Here is a 20,653-nt window from a genome sequence, read left to right as displayed (position 1 = left end):
AAGAGATTGAGTGTTATGGATTCCACTAATCGAAACGAAAGTAGCAAAGAAGTCGGGGCGGGCGGGGTGTCTCGTCTGTTCGCGCTATTGCGCACCTTGGGTAAAGTGCCGGAGGGCGGCGAACGCGTCACCCAACTTGCGCAACAGGTCGGCCTCTCGCAGCCCACTACTCACCGCCTGCTGCGTAGCCTGATGGACGAAGGCATGGTCGAACAGGACGCACGCAGCAAGCGCTATCGCCTGAGCCTGGAGTTCTTTGCCCTGGCGGCGAACGCGGGCAAGACCGGCAACCTGCGCGACCTGGTGCGCCCGAGCATGCTGCGCCTGAGTGCGTCATTGGGCGACTCGCTGTTCCTGCTGGCGCGCAGCGGCTTCGATGCGATCTGTCTGGACCGCAGCGAAGGCCCGTACCCGATCCGCACCTTCACTGGCGATATCGGCGGGCGCGTGGCATTGGGGGTGGGGCAGGGCAGCCTGGCGATCCTGGCCTTTCTGCCGGAGGAAGAGCGCGAAACCGTGATCCGCTACAACCTGCCACGGCTCAAGGACTTCCACCTGTATGACGAAGTGCTGTTGCGCTCGGAAGTGGAGAACGTGCGCAACCTGGGGTATGCGGCGCGCAATACCGGGGTGCTGGAAGGCATGGCCGGGTTGGCCGTGCCCATCCTCGATCGGGACGGGCACGCGGTGGCGGCGCTCAGTGTGGCGACCATCAGCGATCGCCTGGGGCCGGGCCGGTTGCCGATGGTGGTGGAGTTGCTCAAGCGCGAAGCGGCGGCGATCGGGCCCAGGATCAATCCGTTTGATCCGACGTTACGCAGGCCCTCACAAACCTTTGGTAGGTAGTTCAGATGGCGGTCAACACTACCGACCTGGCCGTCGTACTGCGCATATACAGGGGTGCGAATTAGTTATCCAGCAGGTAAGTTTTTTTGTTCATGTTTAATGGAACTGTCCTTTTACATGTTGCCACAGATGGATGTTGACTTAATGCTAACTGGCGCGTTGGTCGGCTTATTCGCATCAACTATCTGAGGTATTGCAATGACTACTCTTTTCGGCCCGTTCATACAAAGTCCCTGCCCTTACTCTAATCTGTTGGACAGGGGCGCCAGGTTTGGTAATGAGCCCGCAATGAGGACCTTACTGGGGACCTCTCAGCTGCCTCCCCCTTCCACAGTTGCACGGGCCTTTGTCGACGCCTTCCCTTATTTCCAGGGAGAATCTGGTTTTGTCACGAGGGCAACGCTTGAGCATGCTGCCAATCGTCTACCGACCGGGGATCCGTATCACGATCGAATGACACAGCTGGCAAGGGACGTTCTTAGCCGTCCAGGAATGTTTGAGTCACTCGATGGTATCAACCATGGCGGCCATGAAGATGGTCTGATCAGCCTGGGTGATGCGCAGGCGGTGGTCTTTGAGTACGAAGACCAGGAGGGAGCGTACATGCTGGGTGGACCGGATGCGTATAACGGTGGCATGCGAGTTGGGCCAGGAGGGAATTATGGTGGTATGCAAGGAGCGCCGGTGAATTATTACGGCGATATGCAGAGCCAGCAAGAGGGGTATTACGGTGGCATGCAGCGCAGTCGTTTTGAAAATGGATATGGCGCCAATGGGGCACGCAATTATTATCCGGCAGCGAGCGGCATGAGCCCGCAGAATGCTGAGGTCGCAAATAATTTCAAACAGGCCAAAGACTCAGATTTAACGACGGAGTTGGGTAATAACTTTGATTACTTCAAGCCAAACGAGCATGGCAAGATCACTCAGAAATCGCTTCGTGAAGTTGCAAATCGTCCTTTGACTGATAACCCTGTGGATGACCGAATGACCCTGTTGGCCAAGGAAATCATCAGTCGGCCGGGGCTCAATAGCAAACTGGATTCCGACCATAATGCTGACATTCCTGACGGGAAAATCGGGCGCGACACTATTGGAAGGGTATCCGAGCGGGATGCAGCGCCAAGCTATAAAAAAATGAGTGATGTTGACCTGCTTCAGGCCCTTGAGGAAAAGTTCAAACAGTACTGGGGTGCGGATAACTACATCAGCTTCGATAGTTTAAAGCGTGAGGCTGAAAAGAGCCCACCGACAGATATGTCTGAACTCGCGGCTGAACTTCTCAAGCGCCCGGGCCTGATGAAGGAGCTCGATATTGGCACTGATGGCAAAGGCAATAGAGGCGCAGAAGATGGAAGGTTTAATTGGGTCAATCTCGAATACGTAATAAAAGAAAAACAAGCGCATTCGTCGCGTGGTTGATTGTGGGCCGCCACATTCCGTGACCAGTCGGGGCTGATCATTCTTTCCGGCTGTACCTGTCGCTCATACTCTTCGGCGGTGATCAGTCCCAACTGCACCGCCGTCTTTCGGGTAATTTGCGCCACACAGTCATAACCCAGCAGCGGATTCAGCACTGTCGCTATCAAATCATCCGCCAGTATCGTGATGAGGATGGCGGGCTGATTGCGGTGTCGGAAACGGTCTATCCAGCATGCCGTTTCACCTGACCCTGCAAATGAAGCGCGACAACCTCTGACCCATACGACAATAACCTTGCATCTGGTAAAACTTTGGCTAATATGATCCGGGTAAAACACATATCACCCGGGTAATAACCATGCCTACGCACCCCCTTCCTGCTTGCACAGCCTTTGTTCGCCACCAACGTGTGGCGGCAGGTTCCTATGCCGACGTCGCCACGACGCTCGCCGAGCTTGACCAGCCCGCGGGCAGCTTCCTGGTCTTCGACGATGCCACCGGCAACCAGGTCGACTTTCCCTGGCCTGAGGGCTATGCGCCCGAACCACCTGCCCAGGTCGACATGACTGACGAGCCTCCCGCTCCCCCCTCGGTCGGGCGCCCGAAGCTGGGGGTGGTCGCGCGGGAAGTCACGCTGTTGCCGCGTCATTGGGAATGGCTGGGCCAGCAACGCGGCGGTGCTTCGGCGGCGTTGCGCCGGCTGGTGGATGAAGCGCGCACTGCCCATGCTTCCCGTGACCGGATACGCCAGGCCAAGGAAGCCGGCTATCGGTTCATGAGTGCCGTCGGCGGTGACCTGCCCGGTTTCGAAGACGCCTCGCGCGCGTTATTTGCCTTTGATGCGGCGGACTTTTCCCGCAAGATCGCGCACTGGCCGGTAGACGTGCAGGCCTACCTGGCCTGGCTGTCGCGCGACGCGTTCCCTGTCTGATAACAACTCCTGGATCCGAACCCTCATGGAAGTCACCCAGCAACGGCCGTTGTGGCAGATCTACCTGATCTTTCTGGCACCGATGGTGCTGTCCAACTTCCTGCAAAGCTTTTCCGGCACCCTCAACGGTATCTACGTCGGGCAGATGCTCGGCACCCAGGCGCTGGCGGCGGTATCTGGGATGTTTCCCATCGTGTTCTTTTTTATCGCCCTGGTGATCGGCCTGGGGGCGGGCGCCTCGGTACTGATCGGCCAGGCCTGGGGCGCACAGGAAACCGCGTTGGTCAAGGTGATCACCGGCGCCACACTGACTCTGGGGGCGTTGGTGGGGGTGATCGCTGCGGTGCTCGGCAGCCTGTTTGCGCGCCCGGCCTTGCACGCGCTCGGCACGCCGGTGGATGTACTCGACGATGCGGTGGGCTATGCGCAGATGATGATGTTGATCATGCCGCTGCTGCTGGTCTTTATCCTCTACACCCAATTGCTGCGTGGTGTCAGCGACACGATCTCGCCGTTGCTCGCGCTGATGGTTTCGACCCTGGTGGGCCTGCTGCTGACACCGGCGCTGATCCGCGGCTGGATCGGCCTGCCGCCCTTGGGTATCCAGAGTGCGGTCTACGCCGGGTTGGTGGGCAACGCTGCGGCGATGCTGTTTTTGATCCTGCGCCTGCGGCATAAGCATCATGTGATGGCGCCGGATCGCGAACTGCTGGCGGCCCTGCGCCTGGATCGGGTCATTCTCGGCAAAGTCCTGCGCATCGGCTTGCCTACGGGCTTGCAGATGGTGGTGTTGTCGCTGTCGGAATTGGTCATCCTCGCCCTGGTCAACGGCCATGGCTCCCAGGCCACCGCGGCCTATGGCGCGGTAACGCAGATCGTCAACTATGTGCAATTCCCGGCGCTGTCGATTGCCATCACCGCATCGATCCTTGGCGCCCAGGCGATTGGTGCCGGGCGCCTGGAGCGCATCGGGCCGATCCTGCGCACCGGTTTGCTGATCAACACCTGCCTCACCGGAGGGCTGATCGTGCTCGGCTACCTGTTGTCCCATTGGTTGCTCGGCTTGTTCATCACCGACGACGCGGCGCGGGTCAAGGCCGAGCACCTGCTGCACATCATGTTGTGGAGCATCCTGGTGTTTGGCTTCCAGGCGGTGGTGGGCGGAATCATGCGCGCAAGCGGCGTGGTGTTGATGCCGGTGGCGATCTCGATCTTCTGCGTGCTCTGCGTGGAACTGCCGATGGCGTACCTGCTCAACGCCCACTTCGGCCTGGAAGGGGTGTGGATGGCATTTCCGGTGACCTACCTGGTCATGCTGGCGTTGCAGACTGCGTATTATCGGCTGGTGTGGCGACACAAGCAGATCAAGCGGTTGGTGTGATAAAAGGTTGCGCACCTTAAGGACAGAAGGTTTCTGAGCCATGGCAAACCCTTACGCCGAATTGTTCCAGGTCCCTGGCGCCCGGGCTTTTGTACTGGCGGGGATGCTGGCGCGCATGCCGGTCTCGATGACGGGGATCGGCTTGATCACCATGCTCTCGCAGGTGCACGGCGGTTACGGACTGGCGGGCTCGGTGGCGGCGGTATTTGCCCTGGCCACTGCGTTTTGCGCGCCGCAGGTATCCAGGCTGGTGGACCGCTACAGCCAAGGGCGGGTGTTGCCGGTTGCCGCTTTGATCGGCGGCGGGGCGTTGCTGATGTTGCTGCTGTGCATCCGCTTGCAGGCACCGAACTGGACGTTGTTCCTGTTCGCCGCCCTGGCCGGTTGCATGCCCAACATGTCGGCCATGGTGCGGGCGCGCTGGACCGAGTTGTACCGAGGCCAGCCCAAGTTGCAGACCGCATTTGCCCTGGAGTCGGTGCTGGATGAGGTGTGTTTTATCATCGGCCCGCCGATCTCGGTGGGTTTGTGCGTGGTGCTGTTCCCGGAAGCCGGGCCGCTGGTGGCTGCGCTGTTGCTGGCGGTGGGCGTCACCACCTTTGTGTTGCAGCGTGAGACCGAGCCGCCGGTGCACGCGCATCACGGGCATCACGGTCGCTGGCTGATCGCCTCGCCCTCGGTGCTGATCCTGATGATGCTCCTGCTGGCCATGGGTGTGATCGTAGGCGTGGTAGATGTGGTCAGTGTCGCCTTTGCCCAGCATCAAGGCCAGCCGGCGGCTGCCAGTATCGTGCTGTCGGTGTACGCCATCGGTTCGTGCCTGGCGGGGCTGGCGTTCGGCACCCTCAAGCTCAAGGCGCCGTTGCCCCGGCAGTTCCTGTTGTGCGGCATCGCCACGGCGTTGACCACTTTGCCGTTGCTGCTGGTGACCAACATCGCAGGGCTGGCGGTGGCGGTCTTTGTCTCCGGGCTGTTCTTTGCCCCCACCCTGATTGTGTCCATGGCCCTGGTGGAACAGGTCGTGCCCGCCAGCCGACTGACCGAGGGCATGACCTGGCTGATCACCGGCCTCAGCATCGGCGTGGCCATAGGCGCGGCCAGCTCCGGGTGGATGATCGATCACTTTGGCGCCACCAGCGGGTTCTGGGTGGCGCTGGCGGCGGGGGCGGTCGTGTTGGGGGCTGCGGTGTCGGGGTATCGGCGGCTGGGATGATCAGTTGATCGCAGGGCAAGCGTCTGCGCTGTGATGCTGCAGAAACTCGTTCAACGCCTGGCGCGTCAGGTCGTTGAGCGTCACTTTCTTGCGCGTCGCCTCAAGGGCGGCAGCAAGATGCAGATCATGGCCGACCCGGACGTTGAAGGAACCTTTGCAAGGTTTCTCTGGTGCATGCCCCAGGGTCTGGCAGGTGGCGAGGTAATCATCCACCGCCTCCCGAAAGGCCTTATCCAGTTCGGCGACGGTTTTCCCTTCGTAGCTCACCAGCGCCTTGATGAACAAGACCTTGCCGAACAGGCAGTTGTCTTCGAGGCTGGCTTCGATGGAGCCGATGTAGCCGTTGTGTTTCAGTTGGTTGTTCACTGAATCAGCTCTCCTGATTTCAATTGTTCGATGATCTGGCGCCGAATGTAGTGTTTCAACTCGTTGCCAGGGTGAGGCTTGTGCAAGGTGATCATTGCACTGGGGTCGCCGATGTCGAATTTGACGCGGCTTCCAGCCCCTTCAATCTGCGTGTAGCCCAGTCGTCGCAGCAGCGTGAAGAGCTCGGGCCAGGTAAATGTCATTTGCTCGTTGAGCAGTTTGGTCAGCAGCTTTTCATTTTTGGACACGGCGTTCCCTGCGTGTAACTAAATGTAGTTGCAAAAAGTAGTGTTCGTCAATGCTAGCTGCTGTTCGGGTGGTCTTCCCGAGATTGATGTAACCCTTGATGACACTGTGCGCCGCGCCTCCCATCCCCCGCTAATTTTTCCCTCTCCGGTTCGTTTTATAGGGACGACGTGCCTTTGTGCTTCCTGCCTACTGCTCCGGACTCCAAGAAATGAATGCTGAAGACTCCTTGAAACTTGCTCGCCGGTTTATCGGGTTGCCCCTGGAAAAACGCCAATTGTTCCTGCAGGCCCTGCAGAAAGAAGGCGTGGATTTTTCCCGGTTCCCCATTCCGGCGGGGGTGGAAGTGGAGGATCGCCAAGCGTTGTCCTACGCGCAGCAACGCATGTGGTTTCTTTGGCAATTGGACCCGGCCAGCGGCGCCTATAATCTGCCGGGAGCGGTACGGCTCAAGGGGGCGTTGAGCCTCGGCGCGTTGGAGCAGGCCTTTGCCAGCCTGGTCGCGCGCCACGAAACCCTGCGCACAGTATTCCAGCGCCAGGCGGACGAGCGCCTGATGCAGGTGCCGGCAGACACGTCGTTGACCGTCGAGCACCTGGACCTTAGCCACCTGGTCGCCGCCGAGCGCGAACAGGCCGTCAACGAGGCCGCGACCCGTCAATCGCTGCTGTCGTTCGACCTGGAAAACGGTCCGTTGCTGCGCGTGCAATTGCTCAAGCTCGACGCGCAGGAACACGTGCTGCTGTTGACCCTGCACCACATCGTCTCCGATGGCTGGTCGATGAATGTGCTGATCGACGAGTTCATCCGCTGCTACGACGCCCACGAGCGCAACGAAACCCCGCAACTGCCGGCCTTGCCGATCCAGTACAGCGACTACGCCCTGTGGCAGCGCCGCTGGCTGGAAGCGGGGGAGCAGACGCGCCAACTGGATTACTGGCAAGCACGCCTGGGTGATGAGCACCCGGTGCTGGAGCTGCCCACCGACCGCCCGCGTCCGGCGATGCCGAGCTACCAGGGCACGCGCCACACCTTCATGATTGAACCTGAGCTGGCCATACAGTTGCGTAGTTGCGCGCAAAAACACAACGTCACCCTGTTCATGCTGTTGCTCGGTGCTTTCAACGTGTTGCTGCATCGCTACACCGGGCAGCACGATATCCGCGTCGGCGTGCCGATCGCCAACCGCAACCGCACTGAAGTCGAAGGGTTGATAGGCTTCTTCGTCAATACCCAGGTCTTGCGCACCGAGCTGACCGGGCAAACCCGCATCACTGAGCTGCTACACAGCATCAAGGAGCACGCCCTCGGTGCCCAGGCCCATCAGGAATTGCCCTTCGAACGCCTGGTGGAAGCCCTCAAGGTAGAACGCAGCCTGAGCCATACGCCGCTGTTCCAGGTGATGTACAACCACCAGCCGGTAGTGGCCGACATTGCCAGCGTTAGCACCGCCTCCGGCCTGGAACTGGCCCTGGTGGAGTGGCAAGGCCGCACCACCCAGTTCGACCTGACCCTCGACACCTATGAAAAATCCGGCACCCTGCATGCCGCGTTGACCTACGCCAACGACCTGTTCGACGCGCCAACCATCGAGCGCATGGCCGGGCATTGGCTCAGCCTGTTGCAGGCCATGGTGGCCGACGATGAACAGCGCATCGGTGAATTGCCGATGTTGGCGGCGGATGAGCAACAGGTGCTGGTCCACGGGTGGAACCAGACCGCCGAGGCGTACCCGACCGAGCGCGGTATTCATCACCTGATCGAAGACCAGGCGCAGGCCACGCCGGATGCGCCGGCGCTGGTGTTCGGTGCGACCATGCTGACCTACGCCCAGCTCGATGCGCGTGCTAACCAACTGGCCCATGCCTTGCGCGAGCAGGGCGTCGGCCCTGACGCGCTGGTGGGGATCTGCGTCGAGCGCTCCATCGAAATGGTGGTCGGCCTGCTCGCGATTCTCAAGGCTGGCGGCGCCTATGTCCCGTTGGACCCTGAATACCCACGGGAACGCCTGGCCTACATGATCGAAGACAGCGGCATCCAGTTGCTGCTCAGCCAGCGCGACCTGTTGCCATTGCTGCCCACCGAGGGCATCCAGGTGATTGCCCTGGACCAGCCTGCGAGCTGGCTCGACGGTTACAGCCGTCAGTCGCCACGCGTCGACCTGCAGGCGCTGAACCTGGCCTACGTGATCTACACCTCCGGCTCAACGGGCAAGCCCAAGGGTGCCGGCAACAGCCACCGTGCGTTGGTCAACCGTTTGTGCTGGATGCAGCAGGCCTACGGCCTGGACGCCAGCGATGCGGTGCTGCAGAAAACCCCGTTCAGTTTCGACGTCTCGGTGTGGGAGTTCTTCTGGCCGCTGATGACCGGCGCCCGCCTGGTCGTCGCTGCGCCCGGTGAACACCGCGAACCGGCGCGGTTGATCGAGACCATCGGGCAGCACTGCATCACCACCTTGCACTTCGTGCCATCGATGCTCCAGGCGTTTATTCATGAACCGGGGGTGCAAGCCTGCAACAGCCTGCGACGCATTGTCTGCAGCGGTGAAGCCTTGCCGCTGGATGCGCAGTTGCAAGTATTCGCCAAATTGCCACAGGCCAGCCTGTTCAACCTCTACGGCCCGACCGAAGCTGCCATCGACGTGACCCACTGGACCTGCGTCGACGAAGGCGCCGACAGCGTGCCCATCGGTCGACCCATCGCCAACCTCGCTACGTACGTGCTCGATGCCCAGCTCAACCCGGTGCCTGCGGGCGTCAGCGGTGAGCTGTACCTGGGCGGCGCCGGCCTGGCACGCAGTTACCACCGGCGCCCGGCACTGACCGCCGAACGTTTCGTGCCAAGCCCGTTCGGTGACGGTGTGCGTCTGTATCGCACTGGTGACCGCGTGCGCCAGCGTGCCGATGGGGTGATCGAATACCTGGGTCGCCTCGATCATCAGGTCAAGCTGCGTGGCCTGCGTATCGAGCTGGGCGAAATCGAAACGCGCCTGATGCAACACCCTTCGGTGCGCGAAGCCGTGGTGCTGGTGCAAGGCGGCAAGCAACTGGTGGCCTACCTGGTACTGGCCGACGAAACGCCGGCCGACCTCAAGGCCTGGCTGCTCGAAAGCCTCCCGGAATACATGGTGCCGACCCATCTGGTGCACCTGGCCAGGCTGCCGGTGACCGCCAACGGCAAGCTCGACCGCAAGGCCTTGCCATTGCCGGATGCTGCGCCCCAGCAGGCTTATGTCGCCCCGGAAAGCGACGTGCAAAAAGCCCTGGCAGCAATCTGGAGCGATGTGCTCGGTGTGGAACACGTCGGCCTGGAAGACAATTTCTTCGAACTGGGTGGCGATTCGATCATCTCCATCCAGGTAGTCAGCCGTGCGCGCCAGGCGGGCATTCGCCTGAGCCCGCGGGACCTGTTCCAGTACCAGAGCGTGCGCAGCCTGGCGCTGGTGGCGACCTTCGAGCAGGCGACCCTCATCGACCAGGGGCCGGTCACCGGCGAGGTGTTCCTCACGCCAGTGCAACACAGCTTTTTCGAGCAGGCGATCCCGGCGCGCCAGCACTGGAACCAGTCGTTGCTGCTGACTCCGCGTGAGGCGCTGGAGCCCGTGCGCCTAGAGGCCGCCTTGACCCGCTTGATCAACCACCACGATGCCCTGCGCCTGCGTTTTGTGCTGCAGGCGGACGGTTGGCGCCAGGCCCACGCCGAGCCGGTTGCATCGGCTTCGTTATGGCAGTCCCAGGTCGCCGGCGAGGCTGAGTTGGCCGCACTGTGCGACGAGGCTCAACGCAGCCTTGATCTTGAACAGGGTCCGCTGCTGCGTGCGGTCCTGGCAATGATGGCCGACCGCACCCAGCGCCTGTTGCTGGTGGTGCATCACCTGGCAGTGGACGGCGTATCGTGGCGTATCCTGCTCGAAGACCTGCAACAGGCCTACGTCAACGCCGCATTGCCGGCCAAGACCAGCGCCTACCAGCAGTGGGCGCAGCAGTTGCAGGCCCACGCGCAGACGCTGGACGCGCAACTGCCGTATTGGCAGGCACAGACCGCAAGCGCTGACCTGCCGTGCGACAACCCCCAGGGCGGCCTGCAAAATCGCCTGGGCAGTACACTCGAAATCCGCCTCAGCGCCGACCACACCCGCCAACTGCTGCAAGACGCTCCGGCGGCCTACCGCACCCAGGTCAACGACCTGCTGCTGACTGCGTTGGCGCGGGTCATCAGCCGCTGGAGCGAGCAACCTGCCGCACTTATCCAGCTGGAAGGCCATGGTCGCGAAGACCTGTTCGACACGCTCGACCTGAGCCGCACCGTGGGTTGGTTTACCAGCCTGTTCCCGGTGCGCCTGCAAGCCGAGGGTGAGCTGTCGGCTGCGATCAAGTCGGTGAAGGAGCAACTGCGTGCGGTGCCGCACAAAGGTATCGGCTATGGCCTGCTGCGCTACCTCGGCGCACCCGAGGCGCGTGAGGCCTTGTCCAAACAGGCCGTGCCGCGCATCACCTTCAACTACTTGGGGCAGTTCGACCGCCAATTCAACGAGGCGGCGCTGTTCGTTCCGGCTGACCAGGGCAGCGGACAGGCCCAGGACCCCGAGGCACCGCTGGCCAACTGGCTGACGGTGGAAGGGCAGGTGTACGGCGGTGAGCTTGCCCTGCGGTGGGGGTTCAGTCGTGAGATGTTCGAGGTGGCGACCGTCCAACGCCTGGCGGATGACTATGCCGCTGAACTCCAGGCCTTGATTGAACACTGCTGCGCCACGCCGGCGGGGCAGGTCACGCCTTCGGACTTCCCCCTGGCGCGCCTGACCCAGCAGCAACTGGACGCCTTGCCCATCGCGGGGCCGGCGATTGCCGATCTCTATCCGTTGTCGCCGATGCAGCAGGGTATGTTGTTCCATACCCTGTATGCGCCCGAGGCCGAGGCTTACATCAACCAGTTGCGCCTGGACATTGAAGGCCTGGACTTGCTCGCATTCGGCCGTGCCTGGCAAGCCGCGCTGGATCGCCATGACATCCTGCGCAGCAGCTTCCACTGGCTCGGCCTGGACAGTGCCCATCAAGTGATTCAGCGTCATGTCGATGTGCAGTTGCAAGTGATCGAAGATGTCGATGCTGATTTTGATGCATTCGCCGCTGCCGAACGCGAGAAGGGATTTGCGCTGAATGCTGCGCCGCTGTTTCGCCTGATGCTGGTGCGCGGTGCCGGCGGTGCCTGGCACCTGATCTTCACCAGCCACCACATCCTCATGGACGGCTGGAGTAACGCCCAGTTGCTCGGCGAAGTGATCGCCCATTACGCCGGGCAAAACGTGCCGGTGCCGCAGGGGCAGTTCCGCGATTACCTGGGCTGGCTGCAACAGCAAGCGTCGGGCGAGGCGTTCTGGAAGTCTGCGCTGGCGCCGCTGCAAGCGCCAACCCTGCTTGCGCAGGCGCTGCGTGTGCCGTTCGAAGGCAAGGGCATGGCTGACCATCAGGTCGTGCTGAGCGACGACTTCACGCGTGCCCTGGGTGAGTTTGCCCGCCACCACAAAGTCACCCTCAACACCTTGCTCCAAGGCGCATGGAGCGTGCTGCTGCAACGCTATACCGGGCAGGACTGCGTGGCCTTTGGTGCCACCGTCGCGGGACGCTCGGCACCATTGCCGGGGATCGAACAGCAGTTGGGCCTGTTCATCAACACGCTGCCGATCATCAATGCAGCGTCGCCGGCCCAGCCGGTGGCCGACTGGCTGAGTGAGCTGCAAGCCCTCAACCTGAGCCTGCGCGACCATGAACATGTGCCGCTCTATGACATCCAGGGATGGGCAGGACAGCAGGGCAGCGCGCTGTTCGATACCTTGCTGGTGTTCGAAAACTTCCCGGTGGCCGAGGCCTTGAAGCAGGGAGCGCCTGCCGGCCTGACGTTCGGCCGCCTGCATAACCACGAGCTGACCCATTATCCACTGACCCTGGGCATTGAGCTGGGCAGTTGCCTGCGCCTGGAGTTTGGTTATGACCAGGCGTGCTTCAGTGCTCGGCAGGTCGCTCAATTAAGCCGCAACCTGCACCACCTGCTGGTGCAGATGCTCGCGGATGCCCAGGCGCCCATTGGCAACCTGCTTCTGCTCGACCAAGCCGCACGGCGCGACATGCTTGCCCTCAGCCAGTCGCCCAGCCAGGCCCAGCGTCACCTGCGCGTGCACGAGCGTATAGCCGCCCAGGCCAGCGCCACACCCGACGCGATGGCCGTGCAGGCGGGTGAGGCACGCCTGAGCTACGCCCAGCTCAATGCTCGCGCCAACCGGCTTGCCCATCGCCTGCTGGAACTGGGCGTTGGCCCAGGCCAGCGCGTCGGCCTGGCGGCACGACGTGGTCCGCAGTTGATCGTCAGCCTGCTGGCGGTGCTCAAAAGTGGCGCCGCCTATGTGCCGCTGGACCCGAACTACCCCGCCGAACGCCTGGCCTACATGCTGACAGACAGCCGGCTCGACCTGCTGCTCAGCGAAACCGGGCTGCTGGCCGACCTGCCGTTGCCCCAAGGGCTGGCGCGCGAGAGTTTCACCGCGTCCGGCGAAGAACTGGCAGGCTACCCGTCGACCAATCCAATCAACCATGCCGCCGCTGCCGACCTGGCCTATGTGATCTACACCTCGGGCTCCACCGGGCTGCCCAAGGGTGTGGCCATCGACCATGCCGCCCTCGGCCAGTTCTGCGACAGCGCCGAGGCCTATAGCCGGTTGAACGCGGCGGATCGCGTGCTGCAATTTGCCACGTTCAGCTTCGACGGCTTTGTCGAGCAATGCTACCCGCCGCTGTGTGTGGGCGCAGCGTTGGTCATGCGCGGCGATGAGCTATGGGATGCCGGGCAATTGGCGCGGGAAATCGTCGAGCAGGGCGTGACCCTCGCCGACCTGCCCGCCGCCTACTGGTATTTGCTCGCCAAGGAGTGCGCCCTCGACCAGCGCACCCTGGGCAACCTGCGTCAGGTGCATGTCGGCGGCGAGGCGATGTCGGTGGAAGGGCTGCGCGCTTGGTACGCCGCCGGGTTGGGTGACGTGCGCTTGGTCAACACCTACGGGCCCACCGAGGCCACCGTGGTGTCCAGCGTGCATGACTGCCAATTGGTGGATGCCAGCGATGCGTTTGGTGTGCCGATTGGCCGGGCCATCGACGGTCGCTCGTTGTATGTGCTGGACAGTAGTTTCGAATTGCTCGCCACCGAGGGTGTGGGCGAGTTGTGCATCGGCGCCGAGCACGGCCTGGCACAACGCTATTTTGACCGCCCGGCGTTGACCGCCGAGCGCTTCCTGCCGGACCCGTTCTCCGCCGTGCCGGGTGCACGGCTCTACCGCAGTGGCGACCTGGCCCGTTACAACGAGGCGGGTGCGCTGGAGTACGTCGGTCGTATCGACCATCAAGTGAAAATTCGCGGTTTCCGCGTGGAAATGGGCGAGATCGAAGCCAGCTTGCAAGCCTTGCCATCGTTGCGTGAAGCGGCTGTCATCGCACAATCGAGCGCGACGGGCACGCAATTGGTGGCATATGTGGTCGCCGCCAACGGGCAAAGCGTGGACTCCCCGGCATTGGCGGCCACCTTGCGCCAGTCCTTGCCGGATTACATGGTGCCGGGGCACTGGGTTGTCCTCGACGCCTTGCCGTTGAACAACAATGGCAAGCTTGACCGTCGCGCACTGCCGGCACCGGACCTGAACCAGGCGCGCCAGGCTTACCGGGCGCCGCAAACCCCGCTGCAAACGCGCTTGGCCGCCATCTGGCAAGCGGTGTTGCAAGTGGATCAGGTGGGGCTCAATGACCACTTCTTCGAACGTGGCGGTCATTCGTTGCTGGCGACCCAAGTCATTTCGCGGGTGCGCCACGCACTGCAACTGGAAGTGCCGTTGCGGGCGCTGTTCGAACAACCGACGCTGGAGGCGTTCGCCGATGCTTGTGCTGGGTTGCAGGCCAGCACTGCACGGCCTCTGGTGGCGCTGACGCGTGATCGGCCGTTGGCGCTGTCGTTCGCCCAGGAGCGCCAATGGTTCCTCTGGCAACTGGACCCGTCCAGCGCCGCCTACCACGTGCCGAGCGCGCTGCACCTGCGTGGCCGTCTGGACGTCGCGGCGCTGGAACAGGCGTTCCAGGCCCTGGTGCAACGCCATGAACCGTTGCGCACCACCTTTGTGGAAGAGGGCGAGCACACCTGGCAACGGATTCACCCGAGCCTTGCGCTGCCGATCGAACACCAACAGGTCGAGGTCTCGGCGATCGAGCCTGCCGTGGCGCAGGAGATCCAGCGCCCGTTCGACTTGATCAATGGCCCGCTGATGCGCGTTAAATTGCTTCAGATCGAGGCCGAGCACCACGTACTGGTGATCACCCAGCACCACATCATCTCCGACGGTTGGTCGATGCAGGTAATGGTCGATGAGTTGGTGGCGCTGTATCAGGGCCAGGCTCAACTGCCGGCGCAGCTCATCCAGTACGCCGATTATGCCCAGTGGCAACGGGACTGGATGGCGGCCGGTGAGCAACAACGTCAACTCGACTACTGGCGCCTGCGCCTGGGCACCGAGCATGCCGTGCTGGAACTGCCCCTGGACCACCCTCGGCCGGCAGTGCAAAGCCATCGCGGCGCACGCCGCCAGGTGCACCTGGACAGCGCGTTGGTCGCCGGGCTCAAGGCCCTGGCCCAGCGTCAGGACGTAACCTTGTTTGTGCTGCTGCTGGCGTCGTTCCAGGCCTTGCTGCATCGCTACAGCGGGCAATCCCGAATCCGGGTCGGTGTGCCGATCGCCAACCGCAATCGCCTCGAAACCGAGCGCCTGGTCGGCTTCTTCGTCAACACCCAGGTGCTGCAGGCCGACGTGCACGGGCAGATGGCGTTCGACCAATTGCTCGTCCAGGTCAAGCAGCGTGCCCTCGAAGCCCAGGCCCATCAGGACCTGCCGTTCGAGCAACTGGTGGAGGCCCTGCAACCGGAGCGTAGCCTCAGCCATAACCCGCTGTTCCAGGTGATGTTCAATCATCAGGACCGCCTGCGCGCCACCCCGCTGCAGTTACCCGGCCTGGACCTGCAAGCGCTGGATTGGGCAGGGCACAGCACCCAGTTCGACTTGAATCTCGAGACGGAGGAGTCTGCCGCAGGCCTGTGGGCCTCTCTGACCTACGCCACCGATCTGTTCGACGCCGCTACCCTGGATCGCCTGGCCGAGCATTGGCAAAACCTGTTGCACGCGGTGGTGCAGGACGCGTCCCAGGCTGTGGATGAACTGACGATGCTCAGCGCGCCGCAATGGCAGCAGATGGTCGAAACGTGGAACGACAGCGCTGTCGACTACCCCCGCGAACGCTGCGTGCACCAATTGTTCGAAGCCCAGGCCGTGGCACAGCCGCAAGCCCTCGCGGTGCAATTCAATGGCCAAACCCTGAGCTACGGCGAACTCAACCGCCGCGCCAACCGTCTGGCCCATCGCCTGATTGCGGCAGGTGTGGGGCCGGACGTATTGGTGGCGGTGCATGTCGAGCGCTCCCTGGATATGGTGGTCGGCCTGCTGGCGACTCTCAAGGCCGGTGGCGCCTATGTGCCCCTCGACCCGCAATTCCCGGCGGATCGCCTGGCGTTCATGCTCGACGACAGCCGTGCACGGGTCCTGCTGACCCAGCCACACCTGATAGGGCGCCTGGCGCACCCGCACGGTGTGCAGGTATTGATGGTCGACGCCGCCGACGCTGCGGAGCACAACCCGCAGGTCGAGGTCACGCCGGAACACCTGGCCTATGTGATCTATACCTCCGGTTCCACCGGCAAGCCCAAGGGTGTGATGGTGCGCCACCAGGCGCTGTGCAGCTTCACCTGCGGCATGGCCGGCACCCTGGACATCGGTGCTGACGCCCGCGTGTTGTCGCTGACCACCTTCTCGTTCGATATCTTCGCCTTGGAGCTGTACGTGCCCCTGATGGTGGGTGCCACGGTACTGCTGAGCGGCCAGGAGCTGGCCCTCGACCCGGAAGCGATCATCGATCTGGTCCACAGCCAATCGGCCAACGTGCTGCAAGCCACACCGTCGACCTGGCGCATGCTGCTGGAAAGCCCGCGCGCCCAACGGCTGCGCGGTATCAAAAGCCTGTGTGGCGGCGAAGCACTGCCGTCGGACCTGGCCCAGCGCCTTCTCGACCTGCAAGGCCCGCTGTGGAACCTCTATGGCCCGACTGAAACCACTATCTGGTCCGCTGCCCATCGTCTGCACGAGGCCCAGCCTTTTGTCGGGCGGCCTATCGCCAATACCGCGTTGTTCATCCTCAATGCGGGCTTGACCCCGAGCCCGGTAGGCGCGGCCAGTGAGTTGCTGATCGGCGGCGTCGGCCTGGCGCGCGGTTACCACGAGCGCCCGGCGCTGACCGCCGAGCGTTTTGTGCCTAACCCTTATGGTGCGCCGGGCGAACGCCTGTACCGCACGGGCGACCTGGCCCGCTACCGCGCCGACGGTGTGGTGGAGTACATAGGCCGGGTCGACCATCAGGTCAAGGTACGTGGGTTCCGCATCGAACTGGGTGAAATCGAAGCCTGCCTGCGCGAGCAGGCCGGTATACGCGAAGCCGTGGTCCTGGCCGACAACGACCGCTTGATCGCCTACCTGGTCAGTTCCGCACCCGACACGCCAGAAGTCTACAGGGCGGCCCTGCGCGAGCGCCTGCCGGACTACATGGTGCCGGCGCACCTGGTGTTCCTCGATAGCCTGCCCCTGACCCCCAACGGCAAGCTCGACCGCAAGGCGTTGCCTGCGGTGGACGTGGCACGATTGAGCAAAGGCCATGTAGCGCCAGTGACACTGCGTGAACAGCAGGTCGCGGCGATCTGGGCCGAGGTGCTGGAGCTGCCGCAGGTCGGCCTTGACGATCACTTCTTCGAACTCGGCGGGCATTCGCTGCTGGCCACCCGTGTTGTCTCGCGGGTTCGGCAGGTGCTGGCGCTGGAAGTGGCGCTCAAGACTCTGTTCGAACACCCGCGGTTGGAGGATTTCGTTCAGGCGCTGGGCGAGGAGGGCGTGGTTGCGCCCGCGTTGCTCAAGGCTGACCGCAATCAACCGCTGCCGTTGTCCTATGCCCAGGAGCGGCAATGGTTCCTTTGGCAACTGGACCCGCAAAGCACGGCGTATCACATCCCCAGCGCATTACGTTTGAAAGGGCCGCTTGACCTGGCCGCGCTGCAATGCAGTTTCGACACCTTGCTGGCACGCCATGAAAGCCTGCGCACCTATGTGCGCCAGGACGCTGGCGGCGCAGTTCAGGTGATTGAAGACTCGGGCCTGATCGAGATCAGCCTGCTCGACACCGAAGAAGACAGCCTCAAGGCGCGGGTCGCAGAAGTGGTTGCGCAGCCATTCGACCTGCTGCGCGGGCCGCTGTTGCGGGCCAGGTTGCTGCGCCTGGCTGTTGATGAGCACGTACTGGTGCTGGTGCAGCACCACATCGTCTCCGATGGCTGGTCGATGCAACTGATGGTCGAGGAACTGGTGCAGCTGTACGCCGCCTTCAGCCAAGGCCACGTGCCAGACTTGCCAGCCTTGCCGATCCAGTACGCCGACTACTCCCTGTGGCAGCGCAACTGGATGGAGGCCGGCGAGAAGGCCCGCCAACTGGCGTACTGGCAGGCCCAGTTGGGTGGCATGCAGCCGGTGCTGGAGTTGCCTTTCGACTACCTGCGCCCCGCGGTACAAAGCCACCGTGGCGCCCGCCTGGGCATTGAGTTGCAACCGCAGCTTCTGGCCGGTTTGCGCCGCTTGGCGCAAGCCGCCGGTGTGACGTTGCCGATGGTACTGCTGGCGTCCTACCAGGCGTTGCTGCACCGCTACAGTGGCCAGGAAGACGTGCGTGTCGGCGTGCCGATTGCCAACCGCAATCGCCTGGAAACCGAAGGGCTGATCGGCTTCTTCGTCAACACCCAGGTACTCAAGGCCGATATCCACGGGCAGATGAGCGTCGTGCAACTGCTGCAACAGGCACGCCAGCGTTCCCTGGAGGCCCAGGCCCACCAGGACCTGCCGTTCGAGCAACTGGTAGAAGCCCTGCAACCCGAGCGCAGCATGAGCCTGAGCCCGCTGTTCCAGGTGCTGTTCAACCATCGCGTGACCTCGGCCGCCAATCACTTGCAACGCCTCGCCGAACTGGATGTCGAGGTGCTGGGTTGGGATGAAGGTGTGGCGCAGTTCGACCTGGCGCTGGATGTGGAGGAAAGCCAGGCGACGCTGCGTGCGTCCCTGAGTTATGCCACTGATCTGTTTGCCCCAGCCACGATCGAGCGCATGGCCGGCCACTGGCAGAACCTGTTGCAGGCGATGGTTGCCGATCAACAGCAACCCATCAGCCAACTCAACCTGCTGGGCGAGGATGAGCAACAGCACATCCTGCAATTGTGGAACCAGACCGATGCCGGCTTCTCGGCCGAACGCCTGGTTCACCAGTTGGTGGCCGACCGCGCCCGGGAAAACCCGGATGCAGTCGCCGTGAAATTCGACGCACAGACCCTGAGCTATGGCGAACTGGACCGCCAGGCCAACCGCCTGGCCCATGCGCTGATCGCCCGTGGCGTCGGCCCGGAAGTGCGCGTGGCGATTGCCATTCCGCGCAGTGCCGAAATCATGGTGGCGTTCCTGGCGGTGATGAAGGCCGGTGGCGTCTATGTGCCGCTGGATATCGAATACCCGCGTGACCGCCTGCTGTACATGATGCAGGACAGCCGTGCCCAGTTGCTGCTGACTCATAGCAGTGCCTTGCAGCAACTGCCGATTCCCGAGGGTCTGGACAGCCTGGCGATTGATCGCACCGAGGAATGGTCCGGTTACAGCGACACGGCGCCTGATGTGAAACTGGACGGCGACAACCTCGCCTATGTGATCTATACATCCGGTTCCACGGGTCTGCCCAAGGGCGTGGCGGTATCTCACGGTCCACTGGTAGCCCATATCATCGCCACCGGCGAGCGTTATGAAACCTCGCCCGCCGACTGCGAACTGCACTTCATGTCGTTCGCCTTCGACGGCTCCCATGAAGGCTGGATGCACCCGCTGATCAACGGCGCCAGTGTGTTGATCCGCGACGATAGCCTGTGGCTGCCGGAATACACCTACCAGCAAATGCACCGCCACAACGTGACCATGGCGGTGTTCCCACCGGTGTACCTGCAACAGTTGGCCGAGCATGCCGAGCGTGACGGCAACCCACCGAAGGTGCGCGTGTACTGCTTCGGTGGCGATGCCGTGGCGCAAGCCAGCTACGACCTGGCCTGGCGCGCACTCAAGCCGACCTATCTGTTCAACGGCTACGGCCCGACGGAAACCGTGGTCACGCCATTGCTGTGGAAAGCGCGCAAGGGCGACCCGTGCGGCGCCGTCTATGCCCCCATCGGCACACTGTTGGGTAATCGCAGCGGCTACGTGCTGGATGCGCAACTCAACCTGCAACCCATCGGTGTGGCCGGTGAGCTGTATCTGGGCGGCGAGGGCGTGGCCCGGGGTTACCTGGAGCGTCCGGCCCTGACCGCCGAGCGCTTCGTACCGGACCCGTTCGGCAAGCCCGGCAGCCGTATGTATCGCAGCGGCGACCTGACCCGTGGCCGCCCGGATGGCGTGGTGGACTACCTCGGCCGTGTCGACCATCAGGTGAAAATCCGTGGCTTTCGTATCGAGCTTGGCGAGATCGAAGCGCGCCTGCGCGAGCAGGACAATGTCGGTGAAACCGTGGTGGTGGCCCATGAAGGCCCGACCGGCAAACAACTGGTCGCCTACGTGGTACCGACAGACACCCACCTGGCCGATGAAGCCGAGTTCCGCGACACCCTGCGCCGCGCCCTGAAAACCCGCCTGCCGGACTACATGGTGCCGACACACTTCATGTTCCTGGCGCAAATGCCGCTGACCCCCAACGGCAAGCTCGACCGCAAGGGCCTGCCCGAGCCGGATGCGAGCCTGCTGCAACAGGCGTATGTGGCTCCCGAAACCGAGCTGGAACAACAGATCGCCGCGATCTGGGCCGATGTCCTGCGTCTGCCGCAAGTGGGTCTGAACGACAACTTCTTTGAAGTGGGCGGCCATTCCCTGCTGGCGATCCAGATCACCTCGCGGGTCCAGGCCGAACTGGGCCTGGAAGTGCCGCTGGTGGAAGTGTTCCAGACCGAAACGCTGCGTGCCTATGTGCAGGCCGCCGCCACCTTCCGCGCCGGCAGCGCGGAAGACTTTGATGATCTTCGTGACTTTTTGAGCGAACTAGAGGCGATTTGA

At 62.8% G+C, this 20,653-nt stretch carries 8 protein-coding genes; 6 read left to right on the top strand and 2 right to left on the bottom strand.

Annotation, left to right across the window (positions count from 1 at the left end; genetic code table 11):
* The first annotated feature begins 15 nt into the window (after positions 1-15).
* The 5 genes from AC3WP7_RS20515 to AC3WP7_RS20495 all read left to right on the top strand — a co-directional run bounded on the left by AC3WP7_RS20515 (position 16) and on the right by AC3WP7_RS20495 (position 5,793).
* Entirely contained in the window at positions 16-846 is an 831-nt protein-coding gene (locus tag AC3WP7_RS20515) for an IclR family transcriptional regulator (protein ID WP_092245763.1), read from the top strand.
* A 492-nt stretch (positions 847-1,338) separates the two neighbouring features.
* Positions 1,339-2,268, top strand: a complete 930-nt coding sequence (locus AC3WP7_RS20510; RefSeq protein ID WP_156682183.1) for a hypothetical protein — start codon at positions 1,339-1,341, stop codon at positions 2,266-2,268.
* Between the two features lie 358 nt (positions 2,269-2,626).
* A complete protein-coding gene (locus AC3WP7_RS20505; RefSeq protein WP_092245751.1) occupies positions 2,627-3,199 on the top strand; it encodes a DUF2239 family protein in 573 nt (190 codons plus the stop codon).
* A gap of 25 nt (positions 3,200-3,224) precedes the next feature.
* On the top strand, positions 3,225-4,580 hold the full coding sequence (locus AC3WP7_RS20500; protein ID WP_092245748.1) for an MATE family efflux transporter: 1,356 nt from the start codon (positions 3,225-3,227) through the stop codon (positions 4,578-4,580).
* Positions 4,581-4,620: 40 nt separating this feature from the next.
* On the top strand, positions 4,621-5,793 hold the full coding sequence (locus AC3WP7_RS20495; protein WP_102650452.1) for an MFS transporter: 1,173 nt from the start codon (positions 4,621-4,623) through the stop codon (positions 5,791-5,793).
* Here AC3WP7_RS20495 and AC3WP7_RS20490 read toward each other — a convergent pair whose 3' ends face one another.
* Both AC3WP7_RS20490 and AC3WP7_RS20485 read right to left on the bottom strand, forming a co-directional pair.
* Positions 5,794-6,159: a type II toxin-antitoxin system HicB family antitoxin gene (locus tag AC3WP7_RS20490; RefSeq protein WP_092245743.1), complete on the bottom strand. Its 366-nt coding sequence runs from the start codon at positions 6,157-6,159 to the stop codon at positions 5,794-5,796.
* Entirely contained in the window at positions 6,156-6,407 is a 252-nt protein-coding gene (locus tag AC3WP7_RS20485; RefSeq protein ID WP_102593098.1) for a type II toxin-antitoxin system HicA family toxin, read from the bottom strand. Before AC3WP7_RS20485 ends, AC3WP7_RS20490 begins: the two co-directional genes overlap by 4 nt.
* 209 nt (positions 6,408-6,616) lie before the next feature.
* Between AC3WP7_RS20485 and AC3WP7_RS20480 the strand changes: the two genes are divergently transcribed.
* Positions 6,617-20,653, top strand: coding sequence for a non-ribosomal peptide synthase/polyketide synthase (locus AC3WP7_RS20480; RefSeq protein ID WP_102593099.1), 14,037 nt, complete (start codon positions 6,617-6,619; stop codon positions 20,651-20,653).

It is taken from the genome of Pseudomonas sp. FW305-3-2-15-C-LB1 (assembly GCF_058787615.1).
Note: the sequence above shows the minus strand (reverse complement) of the source record. Positions and strands in the feature narration are given on the sequence as shown.